Raw genomic sequence first — 18269 nt, forward strand, 5'->3', positions numbered from 1 at the left:
TTCGGAGTATAAAAATGAAATCTTTTAAACCCTCTACACTTGCTTTATCAAAGTTAAACTACGCTGTAATGGCTGCCTTACTTGGTTTATCAGTAAATACAGCCACGGCTGCTGAGCAGCAAGTAGAAGAGCAAGAAATAGAAGAAGTTGTTGCTGTAGGGCAACGATTAAAGGGCAGTGCAGGTGCTGTACTGCAAGAACGTCAAAACCAAGCGTTTGTTGCTGATATTATGGGTGCAGACCAAATATCACGTACTGGTGATGGCGATGCCGCCTCTGCACTTCGTCGTGTTACTGGTTTAACGTTAGTCGATGGCAAATTTATTTATGTGCGTGGTTTAGGTGAACGCTATTCTAGTACTCAGCTAAATAGCATGTATGTACCAAGTCCTGATCCTACTCGCTCAGTGGTTCCTTTGGATTTATTTCCATCTGAAATTATTGAAAGCTTGAGTGTACAAAAGTCATTTTCACCGGATATGCCAGCGCATTTTGGTGGTGGTAATGTAAATATTCGCACTAAATCAATTCCTTCTGACTTTTTATTAAAAGTACAAGTGGGTACATCGTACAATACTTCTAATAGCGATACCGGTTACTTTTACAGTGGCGGTGATGATGACTGGATGGGTCGAGATGATGGTTCACGAGCATTATCGGATGTGTTTACTACTGCGCTTACCAGTGATGCTGGTCTTGAGGGCAATATAAACACTACGTTAGCTGAGCGTAAAAACCTGATTCAATCGCTTGATTGGGATGTAGGTATTTCAGAAAAGGATGTTGACCCTGCCATGAACTTCTCTATTGCCTTAGGTGATAGATTTGAAAGTGAGGCCGGTACTTTTGGTGTGCTTGCAGCCGTATCTTACGATAACGAGTGGGAAGTAGTTCAAGAGCAAAGCGGCTCAAGCCTTGGTAGCTTAGGCTGTGAAGACAAATGTTTTGCCCAGTATTACGATGGTACATCGACTGAGCAAAATGTACGTTGGAGCGGCACATTAAATTTAGGATATGAGTTAAATTCAAACCATAAGTTTGAGCTTACTAATATTGCACTTCATGACATGAGTGACCGCGTACGTAACCGCGATTACTTTGATGCAAATGAAACCGAAGAAGGTGTCACCGAATTACGCCGAGTAGATATTACGTACGAAGAGCGCGAAATGTTTTCGACTCAACTTAAGGGGACGCACAACTTTCCAGAGCTAAATAATTTATTTTTTGATTGGTATGGCGGTTTAAGTCGAGCAAACCGTAATGCACCAGGTGGTTTAGATGTTGTTTATCAGCAAAACTTAGTTGATGGCGTGCTTGAATCTGAACAATTACAAGATGTAGCTGCAACAAATATCACCCGTGAGTATCAAGTATTACACGACGATGTTGAAACATTTGGTTGGAATATGGGTATGCCTTTTTATGGTGACGGCTATGAGCTTGAGTTAAAAATAGGCGGCGATTTTTCAGAGAAAAAACGTGATGCAAGTAATGTGAAGTTTGGCATTACGCACCGTGGTATAAGCGATGAGTACTCGTTCGGTTCTAACGTAAGCGATATTTTTGCTGATGAAAACACGGCGAATGACGCTTTTTATGCAAGTGTAACTGGCTCAGGTATTTTTGATGATGGCACCACTGATGGTGATAAGTACAGTGCAGCGCATAAATTAGATGCTTATTATTTTATGGCCGATTACTTCTATCAAAACACTTGGCGTTTTACTGGTGGCGTTCGATGGGAAGATTTTTCGCAAGTCTCAGTCGGTTATGAAGCGCATACTAATTTCTTTGAAAATACGCTACAAGAAATCCAAGATGTAGCTATTAATGAAGATAACTTTTTTCCTTCTTTAGCTGTTACGTACATCATGGATGAAGAAATGCAATTTCGCTTAAATTTAAGTGAAACAACCATTCGCCCTGATCTACGTGATGTAAGCTCGTCTTTCTTTGTTGACCCGTTAACTGAGTTTCTGGTGAGAGGCTCTCCTAGTTTACAAAGTTCTAATTTAAAAAATGTTGATTTTAGGTTTGAATGGTATATGCCATCAGGTAATAACCTTTCTGTTGCATTATTTTATAAAGACATTGAAAACCCAATTGAAATGGTTGAGCTTGCGGGCGTAGGGGGAGCATCTCCACAGTTATTAACAGCTAATGCTCAGTCGGGTAAATTGTCGGGTATTGAAGTTGATTTTTTAACTGACTTTGGCTTTATAAATAAAGATTGGTCCTCAGCATTCTTGTCAGGCAACGTTACGCTATCTGACTCAAGTGTTAATTTGGGGATTAATGATTCAGATGGTGTTGACTCACTGTTTGAAACACAGCTTAAAGAAGCCCTTGAGGCCGATACGGTATCGAATATTGTAACTAACAATGAGCGTCGTTTAGTTGGTCATTCTGAGTGGGTTGCAAACTTACAAATGGGCTATGACTCGGATGATGGATTTCATTCTACTTCACTAATTTATAATGTGTTTGGTCCTCGTATAATTGTACCTGGTACACGTGGTAATGAAGATGCCGAAGAAAAGTCCTTTCACTCAGTTGATTTAGTTTATTCTTACTTCCCTAACTTTAACTCTAAAGTTAATTTTAAGGTTAAGAATATGCTTGGCCAAGAAAAAGAAATTGAACAAGAAGGTCTTACCCTTTGGGGACAAGACACCGGCACTGAGTTTAGTTTAAGTTATAGCTATGAGTTTTAAGCTTTATTTAAAATAAAACTCAAGGAATGAAATAATAACCTTCACTATCTATTAGCTCTGTATTTTAATACAGAGCTTTTTTGTGTTTATGCTCAGTATGAAAAATATTTAAGTTCTGTTTTATTCGCTAGTTTTAGCCGTCTACGAGTGTTAGTTTAGCGTTAATGAAAATTAAATCTCACGCAATGAATTTAATTTTTAATGTATTAAGGCATCTTTTATGAATCAAACAGTGGAACAAACAATGAAAAAAGTAGGATTAGTCGGTTGGCGTGGCATGGTTGGCTCTGTGTTATTAGAACGTATGCAGCAGCAAAGTGATTTTGCCCATATCGACACCACCTTTTTCACCACCTCACAAGCGGGTCAACTAGGCCCAGATATAGCGGGCGACGCAAAACCATTACTAGATGCAAGTGACATTAGCGAACTTGCTAAAATGGATATTATTGTTACTTGCCAAGGCGGTGACTACACCAATGCGGTATATCCAAAACTTCGAGAGTCGGGTTGGGATGGTTACTGGATTGATGCAGCTTCAGCACTGCGTATGAGTGAGGACAGCATTATAGTGCTTGATCCCGTAAACAAAGATGTTATTGAACAAGGCTTAGCGCAAGGCGTTAAAACCTTTGTGGGCGGTAACTGTACTGTATCACTGATGCTACTTGCATTGGGCGGTTTATTTGAGCAAGACCTAATTGAATGGGTAAGCCCAATGACTTACCAAGCGGCGTCGGGCGCTGGCGCACGAAATATGAAAGAGCTTATTGCACAAATGGGCGCTATTCATGCAAGTGTTGCAGATAAACTAGATAACCCAAGCTCTGCTATTTTAGAAATTGATAAAATAGTAAGTGAAACTATGGCGTCAAAAGACTTACCACAAGACCAATTTGGTGTGCCATTAGCGGGCAGTTTAATCCCGTGGATTGACGTACCTATGCCAAGCGGTCAGTCTAAAGAAGAATGGAAAGCGCAAGTAGAAGCGAACAAAATTTTAGGTTCTTCTAAGCAACCAGTGCCAATTGATGGTTTATGTGTACGTATTGGCGCTATGCGTTGTCATTCACAAGCGATGACCATTAAATTACGTGAAGATATTAGCGTAGAAAAAATTGAAGAAATTTTAGCGTCTCATAACGAGTGGGTTAAGGTAATTCCTAACGAGCGTGAAATTAGCGCAACAGACTTAACACCCGTTAAAGTAACAGGCACTTTAAGCATTCCTGTTGGCCGTATTCGTAAATTAGCGATGGGGCAAAAATACATCAGCGCATTTACAGTAGGCGATCAGCTTTTATGGGGCGCGGCAGAGCCACTTCGTCGTATGCTACGCATAATTGTTGATGGTGAGTAATACGAATTCGCAATAATACTTAATCAATTTGAGGGGTTAAATCTGACGCTAACTACGTTAAATATTTCTGATATAGAACAACTAAATAACGAAATTTTTGCCTTGTTATCGACACGATTTTCTTCCCTCAAAATAGATCACTTAATTAAGCGAATTGGTATAATATATAATCAGTATTAACAAAAGGGGTTGGCAATTTGCCAGCCCTTTTTAGTTTAATGGCTTATAAAACCGCTTAAGAGGCTAAAACAATACTTTTTTATGAATGTTCACTTTTGTTTATTATTGAACTTAAGTAAACTGTTTACATTGTGCAACAGCCTATTCAAGTAACATTAATGACCTCTCACACAAATAACTTTGCCAATAAGCGATTAGCATTTGTTAGCTCCTATTTTAGTTCTGCAATTGCTATAAACACGGTTGTTTCTTGTTTTCTTATTTTTAGCAGTATTAACCACAGCGCCTCGCAAGAAAAACTTTATTGGCTTTTTACGTTATCATTTATTTCATTACTTCGAATAGCAAGCCATGTATTTGTTAACAACACCCATGCTTTTAAATATCATCTGTATTTTATAGGTTTATTATTAACGGCTTTAACATGGGCTGCTTTTCCTATTTTGTTTTATGAAAACATGCAAATGCAGGAAAAATTTGTATCACTGGTTGTTTTTAGCTCCCTTGCTGGTGGCGGTGTAAACGTTTTAGCTTCTGATATTCGTTCCTCCTTGTCGTATATAACCTGTTTACTGGTTCCTTTTAGTATTTTATTACTTTTACAGCCTATTGAAGATGAGAATGTACTAGGTGTTTTAGGGCTCGTTTTATGGTTTATTTTGTGTTTTATAACGGCTTCACGTAGTGCAAAAGATGTAAAATCATCAATTAATAACGAACTTAAGTTAGATCAATTTATTGAAAACTTAGAAAACGAAGTGCAACTTCGTACCGAACAAATAATTTCTTTAGAGCAAAAAGACAACCTAACTAAATTGTTTAACAGGGGGAGCTTTGTTTCTAATGTTGAACTTGATTTAGCCAATCAAAATGAAGATATTAAAGCTGTTTTATTTTTAGATATGGATGACTTTAAAATCATCAACGATAAATACGGTCACGATTTTGGTGATTTTGTGCTGGCTCAAACAGGTAAACGATTAGTTGAAACACAAACCCAAGGCGACTTTATTGCTTGTCGATGGGGAGGTGATGAGTTTATTTTTTATTCTCGCACTAACACCGAAGACGAACTTTTTGACTGTGTTTTTAGATTAGTTAAAACCTTAACGAAAACAGTAAGCATGGATAGCTACCAAGTAAATCCCTCTTTTAAGGTTGGGCTGTATTTTACGCGCAAAAATTTTAATCTTGCAGAGGCGATTAAATACGCTGATGTAGCTATGTATGAAGGTAAGAAAAGCCGTAATGAAATATCGGTATTTGACGAGCGAATGCATGAATCGCTTAAAAGAGAAGAAGTACTTCGCAGCTCAATTAAAGAGTGCGTAGAAAAAGGTGACTTTCATCTGTGCTATCAACCTATTGTTGATATAAGCACAAATGAAATAACCACGTTTGAAGTACTACTTCGTTGGCAGTTTAATGATGAATTTATTCCCCCTTCAGAATTTATAGATATTGCAGAGCGATATGGAAAAATTAATATACTCGGCGAATTTGTACTAGAGCAAGCCATTGCGAGCTTAAGTAAGCTCAATGCCGTAAATAGTAATATTGGATTGTCGATTAATGTGTCGGTGCTGCAACTAGAAAATCATAACTTTTTAGATTTTTTAGTTGCGCTTTTAAATAGATACGCAGTTAAACCATACAATGTGCATTTAGAAATAACAGAAACAGTCATGATTAAAAATTTACCGTATTTGTCAAAAGCGATTACGGCCATAAAAAATACCGGTGTGCGTATTTCTATTGATGACTTTGGTACCGGGTTTTCTTCTATATCGGTTTTAAAAGAGCTATCAGTTGATTACATTAAAATAGATAAATCTTATATTGATAATATTTGTGAGTGCTCAAAAGATAAAAGTATTGTTTCTGCGGTAACTAACATGTCGCATATGATTGGTTGCCAAGTAATAGCGGAGGGCGTAGAAAATCCAGCTCAGTTAACGTTATTACAAAGCTTAGAAATTGATAAATACCAAGGTTTTATATTCAGTAAACCAATTAGATTTGATCAAGCACTATCCTTGATATATTAAAGGTACTCGCTGTTTTTATTTAGTTAAGCATTGCTGCATAAACCCAATTTTTGTAGCAATTTTAAATTGGTATAACCTTTGCTGTTAATACTTAAATTAGCCACTTTAACTTCACTTAGGCTATTAACGATGTATTTTAAATACGATTTACGTAGTGTTATTACAATTTTGCGTAATTCTTACATGTTTAAAATGCACATTTGAAAGTATTAGGTAAAGGAAATTACAATGAGTTCGGTTTCTAATGTATTTCATAGCAAATGGTTTAACTCATTTGCGGTTATTTTATTAGTCCTTATTATTGCCAGAATAGCCGCGCCTTATGCGCTTCAGCAGTACGTAAATTATCAACTAAAACATACGCAAGGTGTTACGGGGCATGTTGGTGATGTAGATTTGTTTTTATATCGCGGTGCCTACGCGATTGACGACGTTGAAATTTACGCTGTTGATGCAACTTCAGCTCCTAAGCCTTTACTTAGTATTCAAACTCTCGATTTTTCACTTGCGTGGTCAGCCCTTTTAAAAGGGAATTTAGTGACAAATATGGCTTTTACGCGTCCTGAGATAGTTATTTACGATAAAGACCCCAATGCTTCTGAGCAAAATAAACAAGTAAAAGATGAAACCACTTGGGTGGGGCTGGCTAATGACTTAGTACTGTTTTCTATTGATACCTTAATAATTGAGCAAGGCAAGTTAACCTTAGTTAACTCAACCAATAGCGGTGAAAAACCCACTTTTATATCAAATATTAATGCCAAAATTGAAAATATAACGAATGCGCAAAACCTATCAAAAACACTTGTGACTACTCTAAACGTAGAGGGGGCGTTAATGGGGGAGGCCGCATTAAAACTTGATGGCAAACTAGACCCTTTTAGCAAACACGCTAATTTTGATTTTAACGCAGAGGTACAGCGCTTCTCAGTTAAAAATCTCGACACTGTATTTAAAGTGTATACACCGTTTGATATTGAAGCGGGGGGCATTGATGGCGCAATGGAACTTGTGGCTAAAGATAATAACTTAAATGGTTATGTAAAAGCGGGTGTTCAAAACCTGAGTGTATTTTCTTGGCGAGAAGATATAGAAAAAGATGATGACGGTATCTTTACTGCTATATTTGAAGGCAGTGTAGATTTACTGGGCTCTATACTTGAAAACGATGAGTCTAAGCTTGTTGCTGCACGCATTCCTATAGAGGGGCAATTAGATAATACGGATGTTTCGACTTTCCAAGCCGTTATTTCGGTTTTAAAAAATGCTTTTTTTGATGCGTTTAAAATGAAAGTGGATAATGTTATTTCTTTTGAAGATCCAAAGAGTGATGAATCTTTAAGTAATAAAAGTAATAAAAGTAATTAATGTATTTATATATCCCAAATTAAACGTTTAACTCAAAGTAACACCAACATCATTGATGTTGGTGTTACTTAGTTTAGAGGTTTCTATTTGTCTTTACTTAATAGCGCTTTAAGCTCTGCAATTTGAACTTGTAGCTCATTTACCTGACCTTGTGTTGCAGGTAGAGAATCGTTATCCGCAAGCTCTTCTCGGGCATTTCGGTGCTCCTCACTCATTACTTCTAAAATCGCACCTACCATCATGTTTAAAAATACAAATGCAGTTAAGAATATAAACGTAAGGTAATAAATCCAGCTTAATTCGTACACCGCCATTGTTTCGTACATTATGTCGGTCCAATCTTCAAACGTTGCTATTCTAAACAAGGTAAGCATTGATATTGAGACGTCTTGCCAAAGAACAGGGTTGATTTCAGCAAACATCATGCTACCCATTGCAGCGTATATATAAAAAATAACAAACATTAATAGGGCTATATAACCCATTTGCGGAATTGCTTTAAGCAATGAGTTAACCAATAAGCGCAGCTCTGGGATCATCGAAACCAATCGTAACACTCTAAATATGCGCAACAGCCTAGCAATTAACATTGTAGAGCCAGCAGCAGGGTATAAACTGCCCAATACTATGATAGTGTCAAATATATTCCATCCCTTAGAAAAGAAGTCTTTAATGCCTTTGCTTGCAACAAAGCGGATTATTAGTTCAATTAAAAAGAATGCAGTAATGCCAACATCCATCCAATTTAGAGCAAGCTCTACGGTAGGATGTAGTGAGTAAGTGTGTGCACCTACTGTAAGGGCAGAAACAATAATTACAGCTATAACAAATGATTGAAATATCTTGCTTTTGTCTATACGCTGAAACAACTTTTGTAACTGCGACATCATAGTAATAGATCCTTTGGATATTAAGATTTTATGGCGCTAATATACAATAGTATCGTAATAATTTAACGCTTTTTCGATATAGAAAGTGTAAGGAAATTTAATGTTTATCAATAAACTAAAAAGCAGCGCATTACTTATTATTGGATCATGTGTTTTGGCTGGTTGCAGCTCTGATGCACGTTTTCATGAATTACAATCGGCGCGCCTTGATGAGTGTAACTATAAAGCTGACAAAGAATATTACGAATGCCTAGATAAACAAGACTCTAACTACGAAGAGTTTAAAAAACAGCAACAAGCCCAGACTAAATAAGTAACCTTTATATTTATGACTAAAACTCAAAAACAGCGCGATAAGCAAATTCGCTTAGCGCTTACTAATGCATGCGAAGCAATAAAAGAAATGGTAATTGATTTTGATTATCTAACGCATACAGTTGATTTAAATAACGAAGTAAACACGTTAAAAGTACAATGTTACTTTATTGATGAGGTAGCCCGTGAAGATGCAAAACCGCAACTTGATGAGTTAACGCAGATTATACTTAGCCAGCTAGCAGCTATTAAGTTGAACGCAAAACCAGCACACATCTCATTTTTAGCCAATTAACAGCGGTTTAGTTGGTATGACATCACATGGACGTTATAATTAGATAAATTATTTTTAGGGTTTAAATTATGGCTGTTCCTTCACGTTCGCAAATTTCACCAGGTACCACAGTAAATATTGTATTAAAAGAAGATCAACGCAGCGGCACATTAACAGAAGGTGTGGTTGAGCGCCTTTTAACAAAATCACCAAATCACCCACACGGCATTAAAGTACGTTTAGAAGATGGTCAAGTTGGCCGAGTAAAAGAGATTTTATAATGGCAACATTAACAGAGCAGGCTTTTTGGGATTTAGTAACAACGCCTGATTTAGGGCTCGATCCGCAAAGTGTGAGCGATAACCTAAAAACTAAACTGACTGATTTAAGCGATCAGCACCTTATTGATTTTGATAAACACTTTGGCATACATATGCGTAAATGTTTTACCTGGGATTTGTTTGGTGCCGCCTTTGTGATGGCTGGATGTAACGACGATTACGGTTTTAGCGAGTTTAGATGTTGGTTAATTTCGCGTGGTAAAACAGTTTTCGAAAACGCTTTAGAAAATGCTGATTCGTTAGCGCAGTGTACACCTGTTTATTACTTAAATGAGCAGCCTTACCCGTATATTGATGAGTATGATTTAATAGCCGGTTTATTATTTGAAGAACGCAGCGAAGACGAATTACCGTTTATTCCATCAGGCAGCGATGAACCCAAAGGTAAACGTTTTAAAGACAAACCTAAGTTTTTAAAGCAAAGCTACCCTTTATTATTTGCAAAGTACTGGCAATAAAATAAACAGTAATTTGAGCGCTATTCAAACAATTTTATGAGTTCAATTTCCCTTCAAGTAAGCGCATTGAGATAAATCGTTTTGTTGTTTAAGTACGTATTAACTAAAGTACTTAACAGCAAAATGGTTTGTAATGCAGTATCTAGGATGAATCTTTGTGGATTTAAATGTGTTCAATCTAAGGGATTTATTTGCGGCACGAGGTTTGTGACTTAATGGGCTCGGTAATTGCTCTTGCTTTATCTTACTGGCTTACACACATGTAAGAATTAGTAATAGTCGAGCAAAGCTCCCTTAGCTGCTCGCGTCTCGGTTCCTGAATACGACTTCTCTCCTTTTATAGTAAATCTCTGTTATAGTTGTTAAAAGTTATAAAAGCTAAGTGATTAGGCATTTTGCTATTATTTAACACGCTGACTCACGAGGATACACCCACGAAATGAAATATTTAACACTCGCTTTATTAACTGTCGCTTTTACAAGTGCAAATGCTTTTTCTGAGCCGAGTAATAAAACACGATTTATACCGCTTTTAAAGTCAAAATTGGGAGCCTACGAAGTTGTGTCGAGCAACTCAGGGTTATGCGTTAATAGCGATTTGAGTTTGACAGATGAAAGTGATTTAAGTGCGGGTTTTAAACTTGGTGAGCAAATTGTATTTGGATCGCTCCACAATGGTACCCGAACCATTAAAAAACCAAACTTTTGCTTTATAACCAGCACGCTTAAATATAAAAGTGATGGCCTTGAAAACGGCTTAAGAATGAGCCGTTGTGAAAGCCCTGCAAACGAAAAAACAATCAGTCAAAGTATCAAATTTTTAGCTGATAACACACTCAAATACACATTGAGCGAACCCAATGTAGAGTGCACATTTAAAAAAGCAGATGAGAGTAAATAAAGCATCTAGTAAGTAGTAAGTAGCAAATCATTCGCAGTATATTTTAGGGATATCGCGCCAACGCGTAGTGTACTGCGGCGACAAAAAATCACGGTTCATGTGCCACCGGTCATTTAATTTACTACTTGCAAGGCTTAGCATTCCTTTTCCGTATCGATTGTTAATTGTGTCTAAGCATTGCATAAGTTTTGGATTATCAGGGCTTTTATTAAATAAGTCATTTTGCTGAAACTGTTCTGATATTAGCTCTACCGCGCCTACACCACATTTATAAAACCGTATACCGGGTTGGTAAATCTTATTAAATACCTCAGATACAGCATTAGCCATCACGCAGGTGTCGTTAGTGGGTGAGGGGAACTTATACACAAAAGACTTTTTATAATATTTATTTTCGTGCGCGCCACTGGCTGCAAAAATATAAAGCTGGTGAGTGAGCGAGTGTTGCGCTCTTAATTTATTAGCCACTGTGGTTACATGGTTAATTAGCGCTGTTTTAAGTGCTGTTGGCTCACATATGCGCTCTCCAAAACTACGGGTCGAATAAATCTCCCGCTTGTCTTGTCGTACATCATCCCAGTTTAAACATGTTATTCCGTTAAGCTCGCTTACTGTGCGTTCAACAACCACACTAAATGCACGGCGCATTGCTCTAGGGTTTTGCTGAGCAAGATCCCAGGCGGTGTGTATATTCATTATTTTAAGTTTTTTAGCTAGCCGCCGGCCTATTCCCCACACATCTTCGCAGCTCATTCTTTGTAAAATAGCTTGGCGAGTTTGTTCGCTATTTATTACTGCAACACCATTAAAACCACTGAGCTTTTTAGCGGCATGGTTAGCGGCTTTTGCTAAAGTAGGGGTCGGGCCAAAACCAACACCTACAGGAAGCTTTGTTTCGCGCCATACTGTGCGCCTTATTGTATGACCGTATTCATGCCAGTCTTTAATTAATGATGTGTAGCCATCAAAGTGCAAAAACGATTCATCAATACTGTATATGTGCTGTGTATCGCAAAAGCGGCCAATAATATTCATCATTTTGTCGCTTAAATCAGCATAAAGCTCGTAATTACTAGAGCGAATAACAACGTTGTTTTGCTCAAGTAAATGCTTAACTTTAAAGTACGGGCCAAATTTAGGAATATTTAAGCGCCGAGCAATAGGGCAAATAGCGCATACACAGCCATCGTTATTGGTAAGTACAACCACGGGTTTGGATCGAATAGCAGGGTCGAATACTTTTTCGGCACTGGCATAAAACGACACAGCATCAACTAAGGCATACATTTTAGTAACTCTGGGCTTTGCCTGTGCATTCTTATTGATAGCGTTACTACGCCTTCGAGCTGAAATTCGTCTGCAGAGGTGAGTTGTACAGGCTTATGTAAAGAAGACGCTGAAAGCAGCCGCGCATTGGTTTTATCAAGCAGCTTGCATACAAAAAGACCATTTAAGTTAGCAACAATAACGTCACCATTTTCTGCAGGCTCTGCACGGTCGATAACTAATAAGTCCCCTTCAAAAATTCCGACTTCTTGCATAGAGTTACCCGATGCTAGGCCAATAAAGGTAGCATTTGGGTGCTTTATTAAAAGCTCGTCAAGGGTTACACCTAGCTCGGTGTACTGCGCTGCGGGTGATTCAAAACCACACACGCCTGCTTCTATATAAATGGGAATGACAAACATAACACAACCTAAAACGCATATACTGTATAAGTGTACAGTATATGCGTTTTGTGTAAATTATGCCAAGAAATGTATAACCGATCAATCCATATTTTTGATCATTTGCTGTGCGATATCTAAAAAGTCTTTGATTTGCTGAGGGTTTAAGTTTTTACACATTTGATTATTTATTTTCTGCTCTGAGGCTAATAACTTATCAAAAAGAACTTTGCCTTGCTCTGTGAGCGACAAAATAAAGCAGCGCTTATCGTGCTCACTTGCCTGTTTATTTATTAAATTTAAGCCAATAAGATCTTTAATTAAACGTGCTATTTGCGCTTTGTCGCGCTGCGTTTTAGTAACAATATCGTTAGCCGTACAGTTATTTACGTTCGCAATAATATGTATGCAGCGTACGTGCATAGCATTAATACCAAGTTCGCCTGCGTTAATTGCTTCACGAATTGTGACGCGGTAATTTTGCATCAATTCAAACAGCGTATTTGATAAAGGTGTATTCATAAAACTCTCAATGTAGTTGACAAAGTCAATTAATTTGTTATAGTTGATTTTATCAACCAATGGGACGTTGTGCAATTAAACATGTAAATAAACCTTCTGAGGAGATCAAAATGAGTAGAAAAGTACGTCGTGCAACCGTAATAAGCACAACAGCGATAGCTCCGCATTTAAAGCGTTTGGTTGTTGGCTCAGATGAGTTTCATGATTTTCCTGCGGATCAACAAGGTGCGTACGTAAAAGTACTATTACCACATGCTGGACAAGATGAGGTTGAAATTGACCTCAAAGCAGCTGAACCTGCACCTAAGCGCTCATATACAATCAGAGCGATTGATACTATTAACCATACAATTACGCTTGATTTTGTCGTCAATCAGCATCGTGGTATCGCAACTGATTGGGCTAAACAAGCAAAACCTGGTGATAAACTCGCAATTGCAGGCCCTGGCCCTAAAAAGTTGGGTGATTTTAGTCAGTCGCAGTATTTGATGATTGCTGATTTAACCTCAGTTAATGCTATTAACGGCTATTTACAACAACTACCTGCAACAGCTGATGTTGATGTGGTCATACACGTTACAGACTCCCAAGATATCATCAAATTAGATACAATAGAGGTGAATACTAAACATCGTATTAAGTGGTTAGTTACGACTGAGCCACAAATAGAGTTAGTAGAGCAGGTCGCGCACTGTTTAAATAAGTACACGGGCACACCATTAATTTTTATGGGGCTTGAAGGCTCACTTGTGCGCACAATTCAAAACCTTGCGAAAGAGCAGTTTGCGGTCCCCAGTGCAAAAATAGTGTGTTCAGCGTATTGGAAGCGTGGCATCGATGCCGATGGCAAACCAGCCCCTTAGCCATAAGTGAATGTTGTAGTAATGATAAATTAGAGTGCATACCCATGAGAGGAAGTTTACTTAAACAAAATAAGCGTCTCACAGCACTTACTTTAGAATAAGTAAACTTAGGTATGCACTCAGGTTCGGTGTCGAGACGTTAAAGAGTCTTAACTAATCGATTTAAGCATTTAACTTCTAGCGGGCTAAATAAAGCGCTAACTGCATTAGTAGTTTTTGATTGTCGCAATGTTAATCTCGACAATTGCTCCACGCTTTTGGATCACTTGGGTGGCCAGTAAATTACCTGCTTGCGCGCACTGCTTTATAGGCTGCTCTGTTAACCACTGAGATAAAAAGCCGGCATTAAATGAGTCACCTGCGGCGGTAGTGTCGATCACTTTTTCTACAGCGACAGTATTAAACAGCTCGACTGAAATTGAATTATCAGGGTGTTTTATACTGTATTGGCAGCCATCCGCGCCGAGTTTTACAACGACCTCGTGAGCCCCTTGTTGGTGCAAACGTTCGGTACATTTCGCAACATTACTATCTCCCCATAATTGTGCTTCATCGTCAAAGGTCACTAATGCTAAATCGGCTAGTGCGTATGCTTTATTATTGGCAAGGTGGCAGTGCATTTTGCTTGACCATAATGCAGGGCGATAGTTGCTATCATAAATAATTTTTATCCCTTGCTGTTTTAGTAACGCTAAATGGCTGAGTAAAGTATGGCAATCTTGCTCTGCTAAGATTGCCAGCGAGATCCCCGATAAATAAATAGCATCAACTTCGGCAAGGCTGGTTAGTACTTTTTTAAAATCAGTATGTTGTAATAAATATTTAGCGGCTGAGTCGCTACGCCAATACTGAAAAGTACGCTCCCCTGACATATCGTTTTGAATCATATACAAACCCGGTTGTTTGTTATGACTGAGCAGCACATTGTCAGTATTAATATGGTGAGCTTGCCATTTTTTAATCAGTGCACGACTTAGTGGGTCAGTGCCCATGGCACTGACGTAATTGACGTTTACTTCATTGCCAGCGAGTTTTTTTAAGTAAATGGCGGTATTCATACTGTCGCCGCCATAATTTTGTTGCATAGCAGTAAATGGTTGGCCGCTAAGCTCAACCATACATTCGCCAATAATTGCGATGGACTTAGGTGTCATTTATAATGTCACTCCTTTTTTCCAAATAGCGACTTCACGAATGTCGTTTATTTCATTGCAAGTTGGTTGGCCGTTTACGATGTTGACTAGCAGTTCAACAAACTCCCCGTGGACTTGCTCCATTGAGACATCGTTAATTAAAACGCCAGCGTCAAAATCTATCCAGCGTTTTTTCTTATTGGCAAGTTCTGAATTAGTAGCAATTTTTAACGTTGGCACAAATCCACCATAAGGCGTACCGCGGCCAGTGGTAAATAACACCATATGACAACCTGCAGCACCAAGTGCGCTGGTGGCAATAGGGTCGTTACCTGGTGCATCCAATAGATTTAATCCAGGTATTTGCAGGCGTTCACCATAGTGCAAAACCGCTTGTACTTTGCTGGTGCCGGCTTTTTGCGTACACCCTAATGATTTATCTTCTAAGGTAGTGATCCCGCCTTTTTTATTACCTGGCGACGGATTTTCATAAATCGGTTGATTATGAGCTTTGTAATAACCTTTAAAGTTATTAACCATGCTAACGAGCTTGTTAAAGGTTTCTTCGTCTTTACAGCGCGACATTAATAAAGTTTCAGCGCCAAACATTTCAGGTACTTCGGTTAATACCGTTGTACCACCTTGAGCAATTAAATAATCCGAAAAATAACCCAGCATCGGATTCGCCGTAATACCAGACAAACCATCGCTGCCACCACATTCAAGGCCAAACTTTACTTCAGATAAAGTACCCGGTTGACGTTTATCTTGTTTTACTTGGGCATAAATTTGTTCAAGTAGCGCAACGCCTTCTTCAATTTCGTCATCGGCTTGTTGGGTGATCAAAAACTTAATGCGGCCTTCATCGTAATCCCCTAAGCCATCACGAAATGCCGGTAATTGATTATTTTCACAGCCTAAGCCAACGACTAAAGCGCCACCAGCATTTGGATGCAGTGCCATGTTTTGTAGCAGTATCCGTGTAGTGTCTAAATCATCACCGAGCTGAGAGCACCCAAACTGGTGAGGAAACGCATAAATGCCATCAATTTCTAATTGTGGATGACGCAGTTTAAACTCTTTGATCATTTGGTTGATCATGCCATTGACACAGCCTACCGTAGGGATCAGCCAGATTTCATTACGAATGCCAATTTCACCGTTTTGTCTACGATAAATATTTACTTCAGGCGAAGGGGTCGCTTCACTTTGTTCAATAAACTCGGGAATATACTGATAATCCAGTTCATCATTGAGGGTGGTTTTAACGCAATGGGTATGCACCCAACCGCCTTTTTGAATACTCTCTAGGGCAAAGCCAATGGGGGCACCGTATTTAATAACATTCTCTTGTTTATTAATATCACGCAGCGCCACTTTATGGCCTTTATCAATGTTCTCATTGACTAAGATCTCTTCGCCATCAACGGGCAATATTTCACCAGCGGTGATATTACGCATTGCAATGGCAACATCATCAGTTGGGTGTAGTTTAATTAATGGTTTCATATTATTGGTCTAACTGTTTGGTTAGTGTACTTACTACACCCTCGATGAGCATATTACGTAAGTGAGTTGTGACTGTATTGGTTAATTCTGGCAGCGTATTTAAATCGCTTTCCCAGTGCCACTGTGCCCCTAGTACTTGTTCAACAAGCGCGTTTAAGGACAGGGTATTGTTATCAAAGTCATGCCACAGGGTATTAAATAGTTCTAACCATTGTGGTGCATCGCTCAATTCAATTTGCTGCTTATTACGTAGACCTTTATACATCAAAATTTGCCCTGCAATCGCCAGTGCCATCATATTCGGTACTGCGTTATTTGTTTTCATATAGGTGTGCAACTGCGGCAAAATACGTGTCTTAAATTTAGTCATACTGTTGAGCGAAATAGACAGTAATAAATGGCAAATATACGGGTTTCTAAAGCGATTCAGTACATCATTGGCAAAGCGCTTTAATTCATCTTCAGGTAAATCAAGAGTGGGAATAATTTCAGCAAAGATTAATTGTGTTAAGTATTTTTCAAACAAAGGCTCGGCGAGCGCATCGCCAACAGAATCAATGTTCGCCATGTAAGCTAGTGGCACTAAAGCCGTATGAGCACCATTTAAAATACCGACTTTTTGTTGTTTGTAAGGTGAAATATCATCAACAATTTTTATATTTAGATCACTGTCTTGCAAGCATAATAATTGTGCTAGATGCTGCGGTCCTTGAATAACAAACAAGTGAAAGTACTCAGCGGTCACCATAAAGTTATCTAAATAACCTAACGATTCTTGTAGTTGTTGATGCTCATCACGGGGGAAGCCGGTGACAATACGGTCAACTAAGCTTGAGCAAAAGTGGTTAGCTTCATTCAACCAGCTTGAAAACGCCTCAGGTAGTTGCCAAAGTTGGCAGTATTGAAACACGATTTCTTTGAGTTTCTCGCCATTGTAGTCAATTAACTCACAAGGGATGATCACCATACCGCTGTCAGCTGAGCCGTTAAAGTGATTAAAGCGATGGAACAACCACTGCGTTAATTTAGCTGGGAATGCCTTAGCGGGAGCGTCGTCGAGTTTATCAGTATCAATATATTCAATACCAGCTTCAGTGGTATTTGAAAAAATAATTTTCAGATCCGGATTCTCAGCTAATGCCATATAACGCGGAAAATCTTTATAGACAGGAATTTCTTCATTGATTGAACTAATAATACGATGATCGGCGACGGTTTCACCTTGCTCGTTTAAGCCACGAATAATAGTGGTATACAAACCGTCTTGAACATTAAGTAAAGGAATTGCGTCATAATCAATAGGACGAATAACTGCAACGCCGGCGTTGAGAACACTTGTTTCATTGAGTTTATCAATTTGCCAATCGATAAATGCACGCAAGAAATTCCCCTCACCGTATTGCATTATTTTTGTTGGGTATTTGTCTTTATTAAAGTTTTTTCTATTCAGTGCTTGCATAATAAGAACCTATAAACGTTATATGGGCTGATTGATATTTATATCTTAGTCATATTTGCCACCGGTGGCAAATAGTATTTGACAAATTGCCACCGGTAGCGAAGAATGAGTGTTAACAAGTTTAGTTAATTCAATTTACATTGAATTAGTAATTACGTAATAAATACTTTAATACAGGAGTTTAAAATGACAGCCACCTTGTTTGATCTAACTTTAAAAACAGCACTCGTCACCGGTGCAAGCCGCGGCCTGGGTCAACAAATT

17 protein-coding genes are annotated in these 18269 nt (G+C 38.4%); 10 read left to right on the top strand and 7 right to left on the bottom strand.

Features of this window, described 5'->3' with window-relative positions:
* Nucleotides 1-14 precede the first annotated feature (14 nt).
* The 4 genes from L654_RS0111810 to L654_RS0111825 all read left to right on the top strand — a co-directional run bounded on the left by L654_RS0111810 (nucleotide 15) and on the right by L654_RS0111825 (nucleotide 7673).
* Nucleotides 15-2717 carry a TonB-dependent receptor gene (locus tag L654_RS0111810; RefSeq protein WP_024593984.1) on the top strand — a complete coding sequence of 901 codons (2703 nt, stop codon included), beginning with the start codon at nucleotides 15-17 and terminating at the stop codon, nucleotides 2715-2717.
* Nucleotides 2718-2937: 220 nt separating this feature from the next.
* Entirely contained in the window at nucleotides 2938-4077 is a 1140-nt protein-coding gene (gene asd, locus L654_RS0111815; RefSeq protein ID WP_024608116.1) for an aspartate-semialdehyde dehydrogenase, read from the top strand.
* 338 nt (nucleotides 4078-4415) lie between these two features.
* Nucleotides 4416-6305, top strand: coding sequence for a bifunctional diguanylate cyclase/phosphodiesterase (locus L654_RS0111820; protein WP_225305750.1), 1890 nt, complete (start codon nucleotides 4416-4418; stop codon nucleotides 6303-6305).
* A gap of 228 nt (nucleotides 6306-6533) precedes the next feature.
* Nucleotides 6534-7673, top strand: a complete 1140-nt coding sequence (locus L654_RS0111825; RefSeq protein ID WP_024608118.1) for a DUF748 domain-containing protein — start codon at nucleotides 6534-6536, stop codon at nucleotides 7671-7673.
* A gap of 83 nt (nucleotides 7674-7756) precedes the next feature.
* Here the strand turns inward: L654_RS0111825 and L654_RS0111830 are convergent, their stop codons facing one another.
* Complete coding sequence (locus tag L654_RS0111830) at nucleotides 7757-8563, bottom strand: ion transporter (RefSeq protein ID WP_004334787.1); 807 nt, start codon at nucleotides 8561-8563, stop codon at nucleotides 7757-7759.
* 100 nt (nucleotides 8564-8663) lie between these two features.
* Between L654_RS0111830 and L654_RS0111835 the strand changes: the two genes are divergently transcribed.
* From L654_RS0111835 to L654_RS0111855, 5 genes are all read left to right on the top strand, one after another.
* Nucleotides 8664-8876: a hypothetical protein gene (locus L654_RS0111835; RefSeq protein WP_004334789.1), complete on the top strand. Its 213-nt coding sequence runs from the start codon at nucleotides 8664-8666 to the stop codon at nucleotides 8874-8876.
* 15 nt (nucleotides 8877-8891) lie between these two features.
* Nucleotides 8892-9173 carry a hypothetical protein gene (locus L654_RS0111840; protein WP_024608119.1) on the top strand — a complete coding sequence of 94 codons (282 nt, stop codon included), beginning with the start codon at nucleotides 8892-8894 and terminating at the stop codon, nucleotides 9171-9173.
* A 68-nt stretch (nucleotides 9174-9241) separates the two neighbouring features.
* The gene (locus L654_RS0111845) at nucleotides 9242-9433 is read left to right on the top strand and encodes a YwbE family protein (protein WP_004334795.1); all 192 of its coding nucleotides are present in this window, start codon (nucleotides 9242-9244) and stop codon (nucleotides 9431-9433) included.
* Nucleotides 9433-9951, top strand: a complete 519-nt coding sequence (locus L654_RS0111850) for a DUF4240 domain-containing protein (protein WP_024608120.1) — start codon at nucleotides 9433-9435, stop codon at nucleotides 9949-9951. The genes L654_RS0111845 and L654_RS0111850 overlap by 1 nt, the downstream gene beginning before the upstream one ends.
* A 439-nt stretch (nucleotides 9952-10390) precedes the next feature.
* Nucleotides 10391-10852 (top strand): hypothetical protein, encoded by a 462-nt coding sequence (locus L654_RS0111855; protein WP_024608121.1) that lies wholly within the window; start codon nucleotides 10391-10393, stop codon nucleotides 10850-10852.
* Nucleotides 10853-10879: 27 nt separating this feature from the next.
* Here L654_RS0111855 and L654_RS0111860 read toward each other — a convergent pair whose 3' ends face one another.
* The 3 genes from L654_RS0111860 to L654_RS0111870 form a co-directional block, all read right to left on the bottom strand.
* Nucleotides 10880-12139: a Y-family DNA polymerase gene (locus tag L654_RS0111860; protein ID WP_024608122.1), complete on the bottom strand. Its 1260-nt coding sequence runs from the start codon at nucleotides 12137-12139 to the stop codon at nucleotides 10880-10882.
* A complete protein-coding gene (locus L654_RS0111865; RefSeq protein WP_004334808.1) occupies nucleotides 12127-12540 on the bottom strand; it encodes a S24 family peptidase in 414 nt (137 codons plus the stop codon). The genes L654_RS0111860 and L654_RS0111865 overlap by 13 nt, the downstream gene beginning before the upstream one ends.
* An 81-nt stretch (nucleotides 12541-12621) precedes the next feature.
* Nucleotides 12622-13041, bottom strand: a complete 420-nt coding sequence (locus tag L654_RS0111870) for a MarR family transcriptional regulator (RefSeq protein WP_004334811.1) — start codon at nucleotides 13039-13041, stop codon at nucleotides 12622-12624.
* Nucleotides 13042-13151: 110 nt separating this feature from the next.
* Between L654_RS0111870 and L654_RS0111875 the strand changes: the two genes are divergently transcribed.
* Nucleotides 13152-13904, top strand: a complete 753-nt coding sequence (locus L654_RS0111875) for a siderophore-interacting protein (RefSeq protein WP_024608123.1) — start codon at nucleotides 13152-13154, stop codon at nucleotides 13902-13904.
* A 206-nt stretch (nucleotides 13905-14110) separates the two neighbouring features.
* Here the strand turns inward: L654_RS0111875 and L654_RS0111880 are convergent, their stop codons facing one another.
* From L654_RS0111880 to L654_RS0111890, 3 genes are read right to left on the bottom strand one after another with little or no spacing between them, the layout of a single operon-like run.
* Complete coding sequence (locus tag L654_RS0111880) at nucleotides 14111-15058, bottom strand: sugar kinase (RefSeq protein ID WP_024608124.1); 948 nt, start codon at nucleotides 15056-15058, stop codon at nucleotides 14111-14113.
* Entirely contained in the window at nucleotides 15059-16546 is a 1488-nt protein-coding gene (locus tag L654_RS0111885; protein ID WP_024608125.1) for an altronate dehydratase family protein, read from the bottom strand. It abuts the gene before it with no gap.
* Nucleotide 16547: 1 nt separating this feature from the next.
* Nucleotides 16548-18005: a tagaturonate reductase gene (locus tag L654_RS0111890; protein ID WP_024608126.1), complete on the bottom strand. Its 1458-nt coding sequence runs from the start codon at nucleotides 18003-18005 to the stop codon at nucleotides 16548-16550.
* Nucleotides 18006-18269: the final 264 nt, after the last annotated feature.

It is taken from the genome of Pseudoalteromonas sp. TAB23, from assembly GCF_000498075.1.
Classification (GTDB): Bacteria; Pseudomonadota; Gammaproteobacteria; order Enterobacterales; family Alteromonadaceae; genus Pseudoalteromonas; species Pseudoalteromonas arctica.